The following is a 17969-nucleotide window of genomic DNA, read 5'->3' as shown; positions in this document are numbered from 1 at the left end:
GGCTTATCTCCACCAATATCACGCCAAAACTCGCCAAAAACAACCTTTTCTCACCGCTTTTTTGGCCAAAGACTCACTTACGTTCAAGCTTTGTTCAAACACGCATTTTCGTGATCGAAATCACTTCTTTCTCCCCCGAAGCAGCGCTAATCTGAAGCTGAAGTTAACAAAAGGTCAATAAAGGGGAACCTGCATGCGTATAGAGATCACCAGTAAATCCGTTGCCATCACCACCCCCATGCAAAACCGCGTTAAAGCCTGCTTGGATAAACTCATCCGCCACAATGTCGACATCATCAAGCCGCACGTGATCATCACGATGGAGGGCAAGGCGTTCCAGATCGAAGCCAAGGTCAACACCAACGTCGGTCAGCTGTTTGCCAGTGGGCAACACGAAGATCTCTATGTTGCCATCAATCAGATGGGACAGAAGTTAGAGCGTCAACTGAACAAGGTCACCCACAAAGAAGCCGCGCGTCGGCACGATCACACCAACGTCTTGAGCGTTCGCGAAGAGGAAGCCGTTGCGTGAGCCGCGACTGATCGGATCAGCACCCGCCAACGCTGGCGGGTGTTTTTTTATGCTTGCACCCCAAAAGGCAAGACAGTAGTGTTGTTGCACTATGACAATATTGAATGCCGTGTTTATGTTTCTGTTTCGCTTCCCCGTTCCCGGAGGCGGCATTCGCGTGTAAAGCATTCTGCAACACCGAAAAGCCTCCCAACCCCGGGGGGCTTTTTTGTCGTTGCAACTTAGGTATGAGCAAGAAGGATCGGACCATGACTCAGGAACACCCACTGGACCCCATACGGCGACAGATCACCGCACTGGATCGGCAGCTGCTTGAGCTGCTGGCCCAACGCAGGGAGCTGAGCCTCGATGTCGCCCGCACCAAGGCCGATGTGACCAAACCGGTGCGCGACAGCGATCGGGAAAGCGCGCTGTTGACCCGGCTGGTCAGCGAAGGCCGCCAGCTGGGCCTGGATGGCCAATACGTCTCCCGCCTGTTTCACGCCATCATTGAAGACTCGGTGTTGCGCCAACAGGCCTGGTTCCAATCGCAACACAATCCGGCCGTCACAGAGCGGATCAACGTGGCCTATCTCGGCGCCAAAGGCTCCTACAGCTACTTGGCCAGCCACAGCTACTTCGAACGACGCGCCCTCGAGCTGAACGAGCTGGGGCAAAGCAGCTTCAACGCCATTTTGGACACGGTCGAGCAAGGCCAAGCCGACTACGGCGTGATCCCCATCGAGAACACCTCCTCCGGCTCCATCAACGAGGTGTTCGATCTGCTCCAGCACACCAACCTGCACATCGTTGGCGAAACCACCGAGTCCATTCCCCATTGCGTCTTGCTGCCCGAGGGGGGCGCGCTAAGCGAGATCAAAACCGTCTTTGCCCATCCCCAGGTTCATGCGCAGTGCAGCCGTTACCTGGCCGAGCTCAATGTCCATCAGGAGTATTGCGCCAGCAGCGCGGAGGCGATGAGCAAGGCGGCGCAAACGCCCAACAGCGCCGCAATAGCCAGTGAACGTGGGGGCGCACTGTACGGTCTCCACGTCGCCAAACGGGATCTGGCCAACCAGCCCCGGAATGAAACCCGCTTTTTGGTGCTGGCACGCAAGCCGGTCGATGTCCCGCCGCAGGTGCCGGCCAAGACCACGCTGCTGATGGCCACAGGCCAGCAGCCCGGCGCTTTGGTTGAGGCACTCAGCGTGCTGCGCGATAACGGCGTCAACATGACCAAACTTGAGTCTCGGCCCATCCACGGCAACCCCTGGGAAGAGATGTTCTATCTGGATGTGCAAGCCAATCTGCACAGCCAACCGATGCAGCAAGCGCTGCGCGATCTGACCCGCCTGACCCGCTTTGTCAAAGTCCTCGGCTGCTACCCGTGTGAAACCGTGCTGCCGACCGAGCTGGACAGTCATGCCTTGGCGCACGATCCCCGCCTAAGCGACGAGACACCGCTGCATTCGCGCACTCACAAAGCCCGAACCAGCCCTATCCGGATCGGGCATCAGCAACTGGGAGACGGCAGCTTCCGGATCCTGGCCGGGCCGGCCCATCACTCGATGGAAGCCAACGAGATCGCCCGCACGGTCAAGGAGTACGCCGGAGCGGCGCTCTGGGGTAGCCACGATCAAGACGAGGCCAGCCTGCGCACCCACGCGAAACTGTGCCAACAGCTGGGCCTGCCGTTAGTTGGCGAGTTGACCGCGGCCGAGCGGCGCCCGCTGCTGTCGGAATATTGTGATCTGCTGCTGCTCGGTCCCGGCGCGCTCAACGAGCCCGCTTTGCTCGCCGCCGCAGGGCAAGATCAACGTCCGGTGATCCTGATCCGGCCTGAGCAGGCTGACGGACAAGCATTGCTGGACGCCGCCGAGATCATTCTGCAACAAGGCAATCAACAGGTGATCCTGTGTGAGCCGGGTCAGCGCGAGGGCGATCGACCCCGACTGGATCTGGCGATGGTGGCCTGGCTCAAACAGCACAGTCATCTGCCGGTGCTATTGGCACCGGACTGTGACAGCCAACATTTGGCGCTCGATCTGGCGTTGATCCAAGCGGCTAAAACCGCCGGAGCCGACGGCTTACTGCTCGCTATCCAGCCCCAGTTCGACGCGGCCGCATTGGCCCAACTGATGGCTGCCTTGTACCGTTAGCCACTCAGCCCTGCGACTGCGGGGCTTTTTTTGCCAAATACCACTAACCCTAACTCATTGTCAACAATGGATATATTTCAAACATTAGCCGGAATTTCTTGATCCAACACAAGCTTGCTTCGAATAGTTTTTGTACTCTATGATTCCATTGGTCACAATGTCCGAACTGGACTGACCAGTGTTCAACCAAGGCTGCATGGAGGCAGACACATGGGGTATTTGATCACCGGGGCGACCGGCTTTATCGGTCGTTTCTTTCTCGCCAAATTGGCAAAGCGGCAAGGCCCGTTGTATTGCGTGGTCCGCAGCGACCGAGCAGAAGCTAGGCTAGCTGCGTTAGGCCAGCAGTTAGAGATCGAGCCGAGTCGGTTGATCCCGATCCGCGGCGATCTGCTCTCACCCGGCCTAGGGATCGGCCCGGCGGATCTCGATCGTCTGCACGGCCAGATCGCGCACTTCTTCCACCTCGCCGCCATCTACGATCTCAATGCCAGCGCCGAGGTGCAGATCGCCGCCAATGTGGAAGGCACCAAGCACGCGTTAGCCGCCGCCGAGCAAATTAATGCCGGCTGCTTCCACCATGTCAGCTCGATTGCTGCAGCCGGTCTATACCGCGGCTCCTTCAGCGAATCCATGTTTGAAGAAGCCGAACACATGGAAAACCCCTACTTCCTGACCAAACACCTAGCGGAAAAAGCGGTGCGCGACAGCTGTGCCGTGCCATTTCGGATCTACCGTCCCGGCATTGTGGTGGGCGATTCGCAAAGCGGTGAAGCCGATCGCGTCGACGGCCCCTATATGGTGTTCAAGATGCTGCAGAAGTTGCGGGACAACCTGCCCAAGTGGCTGCCACTTCTCGGCCCGGAAGGCGGTCGCCTCAACATCGTGCCGGTCGATTTCGTCACCGAGGCGATGGACTACCTGGCCCACTGTGACGATCTCGATGGCCGCTGCTTTCACCTGACCGATCCCCAGCCACTGCGCAGCGGCGAGGTGATCAACCTGTTCGCCGAAGCCGCCCACGCACCGCAGATGGCGCTGCGCCTCAACACCCGCTTGCTTGATCTGATCCCCCGTCACCTGCTGCAGATGGCATTGCACTATCCGCCCGCGCGCCGAATCGGCTCGGCGGTGCTGGAGGAGTACGGCTTACCGGAAGCGGCACTGAAGCTGCTCAACTACCCCACCCGCTTCGATTGCCGAGAAACCCAAGCGCTGCTGCAACGCGGCGGGATCCAATGTCCCCGACTGCAAGACTACGCCCCGGTGATCTGGGATTACTGGGAGCGCAACCTAGACCCTGAGCTGGATCTCAATCAATGCCTGTGTGACCGACTCCGGGGCCAAACCGTGCTGTTGACCGGCGCCAGCTCCGGCATTGGCCTGGCCTCTGCCCTGAAACTCGCCCGGTGTGGCACCAAGATCCTGATGGTGGCCCGTGAAGGCGATGCGCTCGAGCTGGCCTGTCAACAGGCGCGTGAGCTAGGTGCAGACGCCTATGGCTACACCGCCGATCTCACTGTTGATGCCGATGTCGATGCCCTGCTGCAATGGGCACATGAAGAGCATGGCGGCGTCGATGTGCTGATCAACAACGCCGGCCGCTCCATCCGCCGAGCCGTCACCGACTCCAAGGAGCGATTCCACGACTTCGAACGCACCATGGCGATCAACTACTTTGGCGCCTTGCGGCTCACCTTGGGCGTACTGGAACACATGGAGAAACAGCGCCGGGGTCAGATCCTCAATATCAGCTCCATCGGCGTGCTCACCAACTCGCCGCGCTTTTCCGCCTACGTTGCCTCCAAGGCGGCGCTGGATGCCTTCAGTCGCTGCGCCGCCTCGGAATACTCCGATATGGGGGTCCGCTTCACCACCATCAATATGCCACTGGTGAAGACGCCAATGATCGCCCCAACCAAGCTCTATAACGATGTGCCGACGCTGACCCCGGACGACGCCGCCGATCTAGTGCTCAAAGGGGTGCTCCACCAGCCGAAGCGGATAGCGACCCGACTCGGGATCCTCGGTGCCGTGCTGCACGCGACCACGCCCAAGTTTGCTGAGATCATCATGAACGCGGCCTACCGCATGTTCCCCGACAGCGCCACGCGCAGCGAATCCACCACACTGGCGCGCCGGCAAGAGCAGATCAACTTCGCCGCGCTGTTGCGTGGGATCTATTTCTAGAGAGAGCCGGAGATGAAGCTGACCCTCAAACACGACTACCCTTGCCCTGTCGAGCAACTGCTGACCCACTTTATCCAAGCGGATGCGGTCAAGGAGAAGTATCAAGCGATCGGCGCCACTAAGGTACGCCTGCGTCAAAGCCAACAACAGGACGACCAGTATCAGCTGGCCACCAGCCGCGAAGTGCAAAGCCAGATCCCCGCAGCACTGCGCTCACTGGTGGGCGAGCGCAATCTTATCGAGCAATCCGAGCAATGGCAGTTGGAGGAGGGCGGCCCCTACCGCTGCCAACTCTCCATTACCCTGCCCGGCGTGCCGATCAGGATCCGCGGCCAGATGCAGATCGAAGCCGTTGGCGACGGTTGCTGCAATCGGGTTGAGTTGGAGTTTAAATGCGCGCTGCCCTTTGTCGGCAGCAAGCTGGAGCGGTTTGCCTGTGAGGACAGCCAGCGCATGGCCGAGCAGGAGCGCCAGTACCTGCTTGAGCAATGCCAAACGCAGGTAGAATAGATGGGCACCCGCGAGCGGATCCTCGATGCCAGCCTGACTCTGTTTAACGACAGCGGTACGGCGCGGATCACCAGCGTCGACATTGCCGAGCAGTTGGGGATCAGCCCGGGTAACCTGTATTACCACTTCAAGGGCAAAGAGGAGATCCTCACGGCCCTCATGGCCGAATGCGAGCTGGCACTCAATCGGCTGATCCTGCGGATCCGCACCGAAGAGATGGCACCGGATGAATACGATCCGCTGCTGCACTCGGTACTGCGGATCTGCCACCATTTTCGCTTCCTGTTTCGCGATCAGGAAGCCTTTCGCTTCGCCAGTGGCCGGATCCCGGCCAAATGGCTGCGCCTTATCCGTCAACTGCGCCAGTTTAGCCAGGCCCTGCTCGATGGCATGGAGCAGTTGCAACCCCTAGGGCTCTCCACCCAATTACGCCATGCGCTGGCCGACAGCCTGATGCTGACCACCCTCGGCAGCCTCAGCTATGATCAGATCTTGGATAAGGAAGCGGATCAGGAAACTCGGATCCGCAATGGCGTCACCCGGTTGGCCGTACTCTTGGCCCCCTACCAACACCCTGCCGTAGCCAAACTCGACCCGGATTAACCCGCTCGTCGGCTAAGACTGCAACTGAAAACGGATAAATGCGGCGGTGCGCGCCAGCGCCTCCTGCGCCTCGGGCAGTTGATAGAACAGCGGGAACACATGAGGCATCCCCGGCCAGACGGTCAGGTCCACCGAGCATTGCGCTCGGCGCAAGCGCGACGCCAATCGCACCGAATCATCCTGCAGGATCTCAAGCGCCCCAACATGGATCATCATCGGCGGCATGCCCGCCATATCGGTATAGATCGGCGAGACCAGCGGATCACACGGATGGTGCCCATTGAGGTAGGCATTACGCATCAACAGCAAGGTGCCCAGATCGAAAAACGGGTCGTCATGCCGCAGCAAAAACGCCGACTCTCCATTGATGGTCATATCGGTGGCCGGTGAGAGCAGCACGGCGGCCAACGGCATCGCCAGCCCCGCGTCCCGCACCTGCATCAAAGTGGTGAGCACCAAGTTGCCACCGGCAGAGTCACCCGCCAGGACGATCCGCTCCGGCTTACAGCCCTGTTTGAGCAGGTCTTGATAGACGGCGAAACAATCATGCACCGCCGCCGGGAATGGAAATTCCGGCGCCAACCGATAATCCACCATCAGCGCCCGCGCCTGAGACATCTCTCCCAAACGCGCCAGCATGGCACTGTGACTTTCCGGCGTACGAATGCAAAACCCCCCGCCATGACAGTAGAGGATCACCGCATCACTGGCCGGCTGGCCCGTGGTCACCCAATCACAGCTAACGCCACCGATCCGATCTGGGATGCACTCCAGTCCGGGCGGTGGCAGGATGTAGTTGCCCAAGCGCTCCAGCTCAGCCAACGCTCGACGTAAGCTGTATACATCCTCGCAGCGGGCCAAGCGCGATCGCATCACTCGGAATAACAGCTTATTTAACGCCTTGGAACGCCAGCTAGGCATGCTCTCCTCCTTTGGCTCTCACTCCTTAAGCTGAGCGAGCCTGGATCACCTGAGCGACCGTTTGTAGGGTTTCCATCTCCAGTTCCGTCAAGGCTTCCTTCAAGTGCTCGGCGATCGCCTCAAACCCCGGCAGGGAACGACGGCAACAGATCAAACCAAAATGCATCTCACCGGCGTAACTGAGCAGGGTGACGTTCAGGGTCTGACCCGGCAGCAACAGCGACAGCGGGAAGATCTGCTCCACCTCTGCCCCCATAAAGTAAAGCTTCTGCTTACTGCCATGCACATTCGAGATCAGCATATTGGTCGCAGGGGGCAGATAGTGGTGCAAGCCGAGTCGGCCTGCGGCCAGCGACAGCCCATTGACCACAATGGAGTACTGGAAATACGCGTCTGGAGACAGGTCCAGCGCCTCCTGCTTGATCCCCAAGGTACCGTCCCGAATGGCGTGCAACCGCTCGAGCGGCAGCGCATCGCTCTGTCCCAACTCAACCAAACCCAGACTGATCTTATTGCAGCTATGACTGATCTCGCCATCCTGGCGCAGATTGATCGGCATCAAAGCCACCAGAGGTTTCTCTCCCTGCCAGTTATGCAGTTGCAGGTAGCGCTGCAGGGCCATGTCACACACGGTCAGCATCACATCATTGGTGGTGCTGCCGGTGAGTTTGGCCAGACGAGAAAAGCGCCGCAGAGGCAAACGACAAAGGGCGACAGTGCGCGCTTTATCGGGACTGACATTAAACGGCGTTCGGGGCGCGGTGAAGGGAACCTTCAACCGAGTCGGGGCCAGATCGGCCACATTGAGCGCCAACTTACCCGCCAGCTTGGCCAAGCCAACGCTGGCGTGGAACTGCCTGCGCCACAATTTGGGGTCGAGCAATGACGACAGTAGCGAATCCCGCGCCTGGCGCGCCGTTGCATCGTCTTGGGCATCGCCTTGCCAAAATAGCACCCCCTCCCCTTGCGGATCCGGGCTGCAACTGCGGGCAAACAGCTCATTGGCACGCACCCCATCCGCCAAGGCGTGGTGGAGCTTGAACAAGATGGCCACCTGGCCGTTTTGTAGGCCATCGATCACCCACAGCTCCCACAAGGGACGACTGCGATCCAAACGGTAGCTATGGATCCGACCCGCCAGCTCCAACAGCTGGTGACGATCGCCAGGCTCTGGAAGATGAGAGTGGCGGATATGGTAATCCATCTCAACGGAGTCGGTCGGCTGCCAATGCGGCAGCCGAGTTAAGCCCCACTGCAAGACTCGGTTAAACGGCGCCTGAACCGGACCGCTCGCTTTGAGCTTGGCCACCAAATGGCTACCAAACTCTTCTCGGGCCTGTTGAGGCGGTTCCAGCAGCACCAATCCACTGATGTGCAAAGGTGTGGTATCGCTTTCAAACAGGACAAAACCCAGATCCAGCAGTGATAGTTTGGCCATTGCGCCTCCTCATATGCCGCGTTGCGGCGAGCCTATTCCTTGGCTTTGGCATCCTTGGCCAACACAGCCACGGCGTCCGTGAGCTGATCGATCTTATCATTCAAGCCGTCTATCCGCTGCGGATCAATGCCGCTCAACCGGCTAAACAGAGCCTGAACACGCTGCTCAACCCCACGATTGGCATTACCTACCTGCCGATCAATCGTATTGCGGGTTTCAGCCTCAACGGCTCGGCCCTCTTCGACCAAGGTATCGAACAGCGACGTGCTGTGCTGCTCCAGCTGCTTCGCCTCTTCTAGGCTCTTGCCATACACCCCTAAGCCTGCCAACCAGATATTGCGTCCCAACTGCTCACTGTCTTCGAGCCAGTTTTGGGCTTTTTCTCTCAGTTCGGTGTTCATACTCACCTCCTTGGCGATCTTCACCGTCTAATCGGGATCAGCTCTCTTTCTCAGCCACTTTGCGGGTCCGCCGTACTGCCGGCTTCTTCACTTCTGGTGCCTTCGCTTCAACCGGCTCAGCTTTGGCCTGCGCCAACTGCTCAACCACAGCGGTCAGTTGATCCAATTTCGCATCCAGCTCATCGAGCTGACGAGGATCCAATCCGGTGATCCGCTGCATACGGCTATTGAGCTGCTGCTCCACCGCAACCTGAGTCTGCTCCTGCGCATCCTTCAGCCGATTTTTGGTTTGATGTTCCATCTCCCGCCCACGCTCAACCAGCTCATCAAGCCAGCTGCGTGACTTGTTGGATAGCTGATTCAGCTCTTTGGTCCCTTTGGCGTACGCGCCCAGCCCAGCGAGCCAGATCTTACGCGCCATCGCTTCCTCTTGTTCCGCACGGGTATTGAATTCATGGTTTGACATAACGACCTCCTATCTTCACAACGGGTATACACTGCACTTCCTTGATTTCAGTGTATGGAGATCGGTTAGAAAGGGCTTTCTAACTGTGGTCACAATTGCGCCAGATCAAAAAAGACCGACGCTAGGCCGGTCCCTTTTCAGTCGCTGAGCAGCTCATCCAGCCTCTGGTGGATCGCCTGCTCGATGCCGCAAGAGAGGGGGCCCAGCAGCAGGCCCAACTCCAGCGTCAGGATCAACCTATCGGCCTGTGGCAGCAGCCGTCCGTGCGCCCCGCGGCGACGAAACACCAACTCCGAGCCCACCCAATGACAGCGCAGCGCATACTCTCGCGTCAGCGATTCGGCCACATCGTCGACCAATCCGCGCAGCTGGTGCTGCTCCAACTGGTGCGTGCGCTCAATATGGATCTTTGCCATTCTCCGCCTGCCTAAAACCGAGTGATGAGGAGTAACTTAGACGCTACGGCTGTCATTAGCCACCATCAACATATTGGCGCTCTCACTGCGAAACTGCTCGGCGAAGTCACCAAACCACTCTGCTACCTCGGCAAAGCTGTCACAAAAGCCCGCTTTATCCCCCGCTTCCAACAGCGCCAGTGCCTCTTGGTAACGCTGCAGATAATGACGTGCGCGCGCTAACGCGTCTGGCTGGGCAAAGATAATGTCGGCGTACAGGCTGGGATCCTGAGCAAACAAGCGCCCGACCATCGCCAACTCCAACCGGTAGATCGGCGAGCTGAACTGCAGCAGCTGTTCGATATCCGCATGCTCGCGCTTCAAGTGGAGGCCGTAGACGAAGGCGGTAAAGTGTCGCATCGCCTGCACCAACTGCATCGCCTGATCGTGCTCAGACGCTGGCGCCTCATGCAGACGGGCCCCCCAGATCTGGATCTGCTCCAGCAACCACTGATATTTGGCTTCCGCACGGCCGTGACAAACCACCACCACCTGCTTGGCCAGACTGCTGACGTCCGGCCCGAACATAGGGTGTAGACCCAAGACCGGACCGGGGTGCACCCGCAACATGGCGGCCAAGGGACCCTGCTTGATCGAGGTCAGATCCACCAGCAAACAATCCACAGGCAGCGGCGGCAAACGCTCGATCACCTCGCAGGTGGCCTCAATGGGAACCGAGATCACCACGGCACCGGCGTCGGCCAGCAGCTGTGGTGCTCGCGCCCAATCCGCCTTGTCGAGGATCCGCACCTCGTAGCCGGATAAGCCAAACAGATTAGCGAATACTTGGCCCAGCTTACCCGCGCCACCGACGATCACCACCGGCCCTAATGTCGGATGGATCCGCTTAAAACCCACATCATTCTCTGAGATGTAGGACTCGCGCATCATCCGCCGCAACAGATCCTCGATCAGCTGCGGCGGAATGCCCATCGCCTCCGCTTCGGCGCGGCGCTTGGCCAACATACTGGCCTCGCGCTTGGGCGCGTAGATCGGCACCCCATCCTTATGCTTGATGGCGCCCACCTCGGCCACCAGATCCAGCCGACGACGTAACAGCTGCAACAGCTCCTGATCGACCGCATCGATCTTAACCCGCAGACCGTCCAATGCCTTACTGCTTGGCTCCGCCATCAAGCCTCCTTAAATCGGTTCGACAGCTTCGGCGCCAGCGCCTGAGCACCAACCCGCAGCAGCGACTCAGTGGTGGCCCAGTCGATGCATTTGTCGGTGATGGACAAACCGTACTCCAACTGCTCCCATGGCAGATCGCTGCTCTGGTTGCCCTCTTTCAGGTGGCTCTCCAACATCAGGCCGATGATCGAGGTATTGCCATCCATGATCTGATGGAACACGTTCTGCGCCACCAGAGGCTGGCGCGCGTGATCCTTGCTGGAATTGCCGTGGCTGCAATCCACCACCAGGCGGGCATTGAGTCCATGCTGATGCAGCGCATCTTCCGACAAAGCCACATTGACCGAATCGTAGTTTGGCTGTTTACCGCCACGCAGGATCACATGGCCATCCGGATTGCCCTGTGTGGTCAACAGCGCCACCTGACCATTGGGGTTGATCCCCATAAAGCGGTGGCTATGAGACGCGGCTTGCAGCGCATTGATCGCCACATCCAGCTTGCCATCAGTGCCGTTCTTAAAGCCCACCGGCATCGACAGCCCGGACGCCATCTCCCGATGGGTTTGTGACTCAGTTGTGCGGGCGCCGATCGCCGACCAGGAGAACAACTCGCCCAGATACTGTGGGCTGATGGGATCGAGCGCCTCGGTGGCCACCGGCAACTCCAGCTCGGCCAGCCAGATCAACAATTCACGCGCCTGCCTCAAGCCTTTTTCCACATCGAAGGAGCCGTTCATGTCCGGATCATTGATCAGCCCTTTCCACCCAACGGTGGTACGCGGCTTCTCAAAGTAAACCCGCATCAAGATGTAAAACTGATCGCCCAGCTCATCATGCAGCTTCTTCAGCTTAACCGCGTATTCCTTGGCCGATTCGATGTCGTGGATCGAGCAGGGTCCGGCGATCACCAGCAAGCGGCTGTCGCGTTTGTGAACGATATCGGCGACCTGACGGCGCGCATCCAGAATATATCGATAGGCGCTATCCGACAGCGGCAGAGCCTGTTTCAACTCGGCAGGGCTGGTCAATACGCGTTCTGAATCGATATGGATGTTATTTATGCTGTCCTTGTGCACTGTCGGCCTCATTTACTTCACATCACGCCGCCTTATCGCGGTCTGCTTCACAGCTTGCCAACCATGGCAACTTATGTAAACAGCCATTTGGCGAATGAAAGAGGATTAACCGCTTATAAACAACATTTTAGCCAAAGAGAGAAGGCTGATAGGCAGGGGGGACAAGGGGATGTTGCGGGGCCAACAACGAACAAGCCCGCCATTAAGGCGGGCTTGTAAGACTGAGTCTAATCTCGAAATAAATCGATCTTAGTTCAGACGCTCACGGATACGTGCAGACTTACCACTGCGCTCACGCAAGTAGTACAGTTTCGCACGACGTACGCGACCGCGACGCTTAACGGCAATGCTTTCTACCAGTGGAGAGTGGGTCTGGAACGCACGCTCTACACCTTCACCATTAGAGATCTTACGTACAGTGAATGCACTGTGCAGGCCACGGTTACGCTTAGCGATAACCACACCTTCAAATGCCTGCAGACGAGTCTTCTCGCCTTCAGTTACACGTACTTGAACAACGACAGTGTCACCAGGGCCAAAGGCTGGTACGTCGCTTTTCAACTGCTCGTCTTCGAGCTGCTTAATGATATTGCTCATAATATTCTCGTCCTAGAATTAACTGAAAACTCTAACGTTTCACCGTTTTATCGGTTACAAACTCGGCAAGCAATTTCGCCTGCTCGTCAGTCAGAGCTAGGTTATTCAATAGTTCCGGCCGACGTTCCCAAGTGCGTCCTAAAGACTGCTTGAGGCGCCACTTCCGGATCAATTCATGGTTGCCGCTCAGCAACACTTCCGGTACTGCCTGTCCATCCAGAACCTCTGGACGGGTATAGTGGGGACAGTCCAGCAAGCCATCCGAAAAGGAGTCTTGCTCTGCCGAAGCCGCTTTGCCTAACACGCCGGGTACCAAACGGGACACAGCATCGATCAGGTTCATCGCCGGCAGCTCACCGCCACTGAGGACATAGTCACCAACGGACCACTCCTCATCCACTTCAGCTTCAATGATGCGCTCATCAACACCTTCGTATCGACCACACACCAAGACCACACGTTCATAGGTTGCCAGTTGTTCAACACCCGGTTGAGTCAACTTGCGCCCTTGAGGCGACAGGTAAATCACCTTAGCCCCCTCCCCCGCTTCTGCTTTCGCAGCACGGATGGCATCCCGTAATGGTTGAACCATCATCAACATACCCGGTCCGCCGCCGTAAGGGCGATCGTCCACGGTACGATGTCGATCATGGGTGAAATCGCGAGGATCCCACGTTTGTACCTGAAGCAAGCCGTTTTTCACGGCCCGACCGGTTACCCCGAAGTCTGTGATAGCACGGAACATCTCAGGAAAAAGGGTTACAACCCCCAGCCACATAGATAGCTCCTTGTCGTCAGAAACTTGGATCCCAATCGACTTTAATTTGTTTACCTTGCAAGTCCACCTCAAGGACGAACTGCTCGGTGACAAACGGGATCAAACGCTCTCGTTTGCCAAAGGCATCTTTACTCATGGCTTTCACTTCCAGCACATCATTGGAGCCCGTTTCCAGAATACCGGTCACTTCGCCCATGTTGTAGCCTTGCGTGTTCACCACCGAACACCCCACCAAGTCACGCCAGTAGAACTCGTCCTCTGGCAGCTCGTTGAGCTGTTCTGCTTTAATGGCAATCTCACAATTAACGTACTGTTCGCACTGGTTGCGATCGGCGATCCCTTCCAGCAAACAAACAACGCCTTTGCCGTGTTGGCGCCAGTTGGCCACCTTCACTTCTTGCCATTGCCCTTGTACCTGCAGGTACCAGGGGGAGTAATCGAAAATACCTTCTTGTGCGTCGGTAAAGGCATTGACCTTCAACCAACCGCGGATCCCGTAAGCTGAGCCGAGTCGGCCAACCACGATCATTTCCTGAGTGTTGGTCATCTGAGTGCCTTACCTAAGCCTGATTAAGCAGCCGCTTTACGCGCGTCTTTGATCAGGGTAGCAACACGGTCAGATACAGACGCACCTTGACCAACCCAGTGCTCAACACGGGCCAGGTCCAGACGCAGCTTTTCAGCTTGACCAGTTGCGATTGGGTTAAAGAAACCCACTTTTTCAATGAAACGGCCGTCACGGGCGTTACGGCTGTCCGCAACTACAACAGAGTAGAAAGGACGCTTTTTTGCGCCGCCACGAGCCAAACGAATGGTAACCATACGGTGTACATCCTCTAATGGTGTTCAATAAAACAGGGGCCAAAAAATGGCCCCAAGGTAGAAAGCCCGCCGATTTTACCTGAACTCGCGCTCAATGCAACCGGTCGGGCTATAAAGTGGCCACTGGCAGCGCTAAGTTTAGCGGCAGTCTGCCAGTTCAGGCGGGATTTAACGCGGGAATTTCATCCCCGGCGGCATCATACCGCCCATGCTGCGCATCATTTTCTTCATCCCGCCCCCTTTCATCTTCTTCATCATCTTCTGCATCTGGGTGAACTGCTTCAGTAGCTTGTTCACTTCCTGGATGTTGGTACCGGCCCCCGCAGCGATCCGTTTCTTGCGACTGCCTTTGATAATGTCAGGACGCGCGCGCTCTTTGGGCGTCATCGAGTTGATGATCGCTTCCATCCGCTTGGTCATCTTACCGTCTTGCACTTGCGCCAGTGCTTCCGGTGGCAACTGGCCCACACCTGGCAACTTCTCCAGCATGCCCATCATGCCGCCCATGTTGTCCATCTGCTGCAGCTGATCGCGGAAATCGGTCAGATCGAAGCCCTTACCGGTCTTCATCTTGGTTGCCAGCTTCTCCGCCTGCTTGCGGTCGACCTTAGCTTCCACCTCTTCGATCAGGGAAAGTACATCGCCCATGCCGAGGATCCGGGACGCGATCCGATCCGGATGGAACGGCTCCAGTGCGTCGGTTTTCTCACCCACACCCAGGAACTTGATCGGCTTGCCGGTGATGTGGCGGATAGAGAGCGCGGCACCGCCACGGGCATCACCGTCCACCTTGGTCAGGATCACCCCGGTCAGCGGCAACGCCTCGTTAAAAGCCTTGGCGGTGTTGGCCGCATCTTGGCCCGTCATGGCATCAACGGTAAACAGGGTTTCGATCGGGGTGATGGCCGCATGCAAGGCGATGATCTCGTCCATCATCTCACCGTCAACGTGGAGACGACCGGCGGTATCCACGATCACCACATCGATAAACTGCTTCTTCGCCTCGGCGATGGCCGCGTTGGCGATATCCACCGGCTTCTGCTCGATGGTCGACGGGAAGAAGGTCACCTCCACCTCGCCGGCGAGGGTCTCCAACTGCTTGATCGCCGCCGGACGGTAGACGTCGGCACTGACCACCATCACCGATTTTTTCTGGCGCTCTTTTAAGTGCTTGGCCAGCTTAGCCACCGAGGTGGTTTTACCCGCCCCTTGCAAGCCAGCCATCATGATCACCGCCGGAGGCTGGGTCGCCAGGTTCAGCGCTTCATTGGCCTCCCCCATCGCCGCTTCCAGCTCGGTGCGCACGATCTTAACGAACGCCTGGCCCGGTGACAGACTCTTGCTGACCTCGGTGCCGACGGCGCGCTCCCGCACCTTCTTGATGAACTCGCGCACCACCGGCAGGGCGACGTCCGCCTCCAACAGCGCCATGCGCACTTCGCGCAAGGTGTCTTTGATGTTGTCTTCGGTCAGCCGACCGCGACCGCTGATGTTTTTCAGCGTTTGATTTAAACGCTCGGAGAGATTCTGGAACATCGCCTGTGCTGTACCACTCAATAGGAATAAGCCGCCATTATAGCGATGGCAGGGAAATAAACTCAATCCAGCGCAGATCACATCTGTGGCCATTGCCCCGATGCGCAAAGGGTTAACCCCATGATAAGCTGTTGCTAACAGAGTTTGGGTTTAGGCAACGGCCTGAACAAATTAATGCGAAAAGGGATCACATGGAGTTATTCGCAGTCGCGGCGATCTTAGGATACGTCATCGCTTTCGCCCTCTTGGCGTCCCGCCTATTACACCCCCAGGGGCCCCAACGGAAGCCGATCACCGTCATCGCCACTCTGGCGCTGTTGGCCCACGCCGTCGCGCTGACGGATGCCATCATGGTAAAAGAAGGGCAAAACTTCAGCCTGACCAACACCCTATCCCTGCTGATCTGGTTTATTACTGCGGCCATCACCGTCATGATGCCACGCCTCAAGGTGTTGATCGCCGCGCCGGCGGTGTACGCCGGGGCGATCTTAGCGGTCGCCGCCCTCTGGCTGCTGCCGCCCAGCTACATCACCCATTTCGAAGCCGAGCCGGCGATATTGATCCACGTCTTCCTCGCCATGCTCGCCTACGCGGTCATGCTGCTGGCTGCCCTCTACGCGCTGCAGTTGGCCGGGATCGACCGTCGCCTCAAAGATCGCCAATTGATGCTCAATACCGCCCTGCCCCCCTTAATGACGGTCGAGAAACAACTGTATCACTTCATCTGGGTTGGCTTTGTTCTGCTCAGTGCCGGTCTGCTGACAGGCTGGGTGTTTCTCGACAACTTTCTCGGTGACGGCAAGGGCCATAAGGCCATCCTGTCGATGCTGGCCTGGGGCCTGTACGGCACCATGCTATTGCAACATCATACCCGAGGGGTACGGATCCGCACCGCCGTGGCCTACAGCCTGAGTGGCGCCGCCATTTTAACCTTGGCTTACTTCGGTAGTCGGGTCGTGAAAGAGCTGATCCTCAACTAATTCCCCTCTCGCGCTCCGCAGTTCTTGACACTCGGGGCGCTTCGCCGTTTCATGTGAAGCTCATAGGCCTTTTGAGAAACCCCGTTGGACGCCATCTCCACCAACAGCTTACTGCTGATCCTGACAACCCTGATCATTATCTCCGCCTTTTTCTCCGGTACGGAAACCGCCATGATGTCGCTCAACCGCTATCGGTTGCGACACCTGGCCCAACACGGCCACAGCGGGGCCCAGCGGGCTGAGCGTCTGCTCCAGCGCCCGGATAGATTGATCGGCCTGATCCTGATCGGCAATAACGTGGTCAACATCGCAGCCGCCTCATTAGCCACCATCATCTGCCAGCGTTGGTTCGGCGATTGGGGTCCCGCAGTGGCCACCGGTGCGCTCACCTTTATCGTCCTGATCTTCGCCGAGGTAACCCCAAAAACCTTCGCCGCTCGTTACCCGGAGAAGCTGGCCTACCCCAACAGCATCGTGCTGCGACCGCTGATGAGCCTCTGCTACCCCTTCGTCTTTTTCATTAACCTGATCAGCAACGGCTTACTGCGACTGATGGGGGTCAGGCACAGCAGCGGCAATGACGATCACCTTTCGCCTGAAGAACTACGCTCTGTGGTGCATGAGGCTGGCGGTATGATCCCGCGCCGGCACCGCGAGATGCTGGTCTCCATTTTGGATCTGGAAAAGGTCACGGTCGAGGACATCATGATCCCCCGGGCCGAGCTGTACGCCATCGACATCAACGACGATTATCGCGCCATTATCCGTCAGCTGACCCACAGCCCACACACCCGAGTGCTGCTCTATCGCGACAACATCGACGATGTGGTGGGTTTTGTTCATCTGAGCGACGTGCTGCGTCTGCTCACCAAAGAGCATCAAAAAGACACCGATAAAGGCACCTTGCTGCGCGCGGTGAGAGAGATCTACTTCATCCCCGAAGGCACCCCTCTCAATGTGCAGCTGCTCAAGTTCCAACGGGCCAAAGAGCGCATTGGCTTGGTGGTCGATGAGTATGGTGACATCCAGGGACTGGTCACACTCGAAGACATCCTCGAAGAGATCGTCGGCGACTTCACCACCGGGCTGCAAACCCCGCCCAGCGAAGACATTACCCGCGAAGCCGACGGGAATCTGTTGGTGGATGCCAGCATCACCCTGCGTGACTTCAATCGAGAGACCGCCTGGAGCCTGCCAACCGACGGCCCCAAGACCCTGAACGGCTTAATCTTGGAGCAGTTGGAGGAGATCCCCGCCCCGGGCACTCGCCTGAACGTCGCGGGCCATAACCTTGAGGTCGTCGAGGTGGCCGAAAACATGGTCAAGTTTGTGCGGATCCAGCCCACCGGTTAAAACCGCTGCTACACTTAACCTCCGGCATCAACGGAGGCA

The 17969-nt window shown here is 58.0% G+C and carries 19 protein-coding genes; 7 read left to right on the top strand and 12 right to left on the bottom strand.

Annotated elements, in window-relative coordinates; genetic code table 11:
* Positions 1–193 precede the first annotated feature (193 nt).
* The 5 genes from hpf (at position 194) to ABEA08_RS17165 (ending at position 5973) form a co-directional block, all read left to right on the top strand.
* On the top strand, positions 194–532 hold the full coding sequence (gene hpf / locus ABEA08_RS17185) for a ribosome hibernation-promoting factor, HPF/YfiA family (protein WP_345336611.1): 339 nt from the start codon (positions 194–196) through the stop codon (positions 530–532).
* Between the two features lie 248 nt (positions 533–780).
* Positions 781–2670 carry a chorismate mutase gene (locus tag ABEA08_RS17180; RefSeq protein ID WP_345336610.1) on the top strand — a complete coding sequence of 630 codons (1890 nt, stop codon included), beginning with the start codon at positions 781–783 and terminating at the stop codon, positions 2668–2670.
* A 210-nt stretch (positions 2671–2880) separates the two neighbouring features.
* On the top strand, positions 2881–4860 hold the full coding sequence (locus ABEA08_RS17175; RefSeq protein ID WP_345336609.1) for an SDR family oxidoreductase: 1980 nt from the start codon (positions 2881–2883) through the stop codon (positions 4858–4860).
* Positions 4861–4872: 12 nt separating this feature from the next.
* Positions 4873–5370: a DUF2505 domain-containing protein gene (locus tag ABEA08_RS17170; protein WP_345336608.1), complete on the top strand. Its 498-nt coding sequence runs from the start codon at positions 4873–4875 to the stop codon at positions 5368–5370.
* On the top strand, positions 5371–5973 hold the full coding sequence (locus tag ABEA08_RS17165; protein ID WP_345336607.1) for a TetR/AcrR family transcriptional regulator: 603 nt from the start codon (positions 5371–5373) through the stop codon (positions 5971–5973).
* 12 nt (positions 5974–5985) lie between these two features.
* On the opposite strand, the gene ABEA08_RS17160 is transcribed toward ABEA08_RS17165, so the two are convergent.
* From ABEA08_RS17160 to ffh, 12 genes are all read right to left on the bottom strand, one after another.
* Positions 5986–6894, bottom strand: a complete 909-nt coding sequence (locus ABEA08_RS17160) for an alpha/beta hydrolase (RefSeq protein WP_345336606.1) — start codon at positions 6892–6894, stop codon at positions 5986–5988.
* 25 nt (positions 6895–6919) lie between these two features.
* Positions 6920–8332 carry a wax ester/triacylglycerol synthase family O-acyltransferase gene (locus ABEA08_RS17155; protein ID WP_345336605.1) on the bottom strand — a complete coding sequence of 471 codons (1413 nt, stop codon included), beginning with the start codon at positions 8330–8332 and terminating at the stop codon, positions 6920–6922.
* A 32-nt stretch (positions 8333–8364) separates the two neighbouring features.
* Positions 8365–8733 (bottom strand): phasin family protein, encoded by a 369-nt coding sequence (locus tag ABEA08_RS17150; protein WP_345336604.1) that lies wholly within the window; start codon positions 8731–8733, stop codon positions 8365–8367.
* 37 nt (positions 8734–8770) lie between these two features.
* Complete coding sequence (locus ABEA08_RS17145; protein ID WP_345336603.1) at positions 8771–9199, bottom strand: phasin-related domain-containing protein; 429 nt, start codon at positions 9197–9199, stop codon at positions 8771–8773.
* A gap of 137 nt (positions 9200–9336) precedes the next feature.
* The gene (locus ABEA08_RS17140) at positions 9337–9615 is read right to left on the bottom strand and encodes a polyhydroxyalkanoic acid system family protein (RefSeq protein WP_345336602.1); all 279 of its coding nucleotides are present in this window, start codon (positions 9613–9615) and stop codon (positions 9337–9339) included.
* Between the two features lie 36 nt (positions 9616–9651).
* Positions 9652–10788 carry a bifunctional chorismate mutase/prephenate dehydrogenase gene (tyrA, locus tag ABEA08_RS17135; protein ID WP_345336600.1) on the bottom strand — a complete coding sequence of 379 codons (1137 nt, stop codon included), beginning with the start codon at positions 10786–10788 and terminating at the stop codon, positions 9652–9654.
* Entirely contained in the window at positions 10788–11864 is a 1077-nt protein-coding gene (locus tag ABEA08_RS17130; protein WP_345336599.1) for a 3-deoxy-7-phosphoheptulonate synthase, read from the bottom strand. The genes tyrA and ABEA08_RS17130 overlap by 1 nt, the downstream gene beginning before the upstream one ends.
* 249 nt (positions 11865–12113) lie before the next feature.
* Positions 12114–12461 (bottom strand): 50S ribosomal protein L19, encoded by a 348-nt coding sequence (gene rplS, locus ABEA08_RS17125; protein WP_345336598.1) that lies wholly within the window; start codon positions 12459–12461, stop codon positions 12114–12116.
* Between the two features lie 31 nt (positions 12462–12492).
* Positions 12493–13239, bottom strand: coding sequence for a tRNA (guanosine(37)-N1)-methyltransferase TrmD (gene trmD / locus ABEA08_RS17120; RefSeq protein WP_345336597.1), 747 nt, complete (start codon positions 13237–13239; stop codon positions 12493–12495).
* Positions 13240–13255: 16 nt separating this feature from the next.
* Complete coding sequence (gene rimM / locus ABEA08_RS17115) at positions 13256–13786, bottom strand: ribosome maturation factor RimM (RefSeq protein WP_345336596.1); 531 nt, start codon at positions 13784–13786, stop codon at positions 13256–13258.
* 23 nt (positions 13787–13809) lie between these two features.
* Entirely contained in the window at positions 13810–14061 is a 252-nt protein-coding gene (gene rpsP, locus ABEA08_RS17110; RefSeq protein ID WP_345336595.1) for a 30S ribosomal protein S16, read from the bottom strand.
* A gap of 168 nt (positions 14062–14229) precedes the next feature.
* Entirely contained in the window at positions 14230–15597 is a 1368-nt protein-coding gene (gene ffh / locus ABEA08_RS17105; protein ID WP_345336594.1) for a signal recognition particle protein, read from the bottom strand.
* 191 nt (positions 15598–15788) lie between these two features.
* Here ffh and ABEA08_RS17100 point away from each other — a divergent pair, with 191 nt between their 5' ends.
* Positions 15789–16577, top strand: coding sequence for a cytochrome C assembly family protein (locus ABEA08_RS17100; RefSeq protein ID WP_345336593.1), 789 nt, complete (start codon positions 15789–15791; stop codon positions 16575–16577).
* Between the two features lie 84 nt (positions 16578–16661).
* On the top strand, positions 16662–17930 hold the full coding sequence (locus ABEA08_RS17095; protein ID WP_345336592.1) for an HlyC/CorC family transporter: 1269 nt from the start codon (positions 16662–16664) through the stop codon (positions 17928–17930).
* The last annotated feature ends 39 nt before the right edge of the window (positions 17931–17969 follow it).

The sequence above is a fragment of the Ferrimonas pelagia genome, from assembly GCF_039543565.1.
Taxonomy (GTDB): domain Bacteria; phylum Pseudomonadota; class Gammaproteobacteria; order Enterobacterales; family Shewanellaceae; genus Ferrimonas; species Ferrimonas pelagia.
The sequence above is the reverse complement of the archived record's forward strand: the minus strand, read 5'-3'. Positions and strand labels throughout refer to the sequence as shown.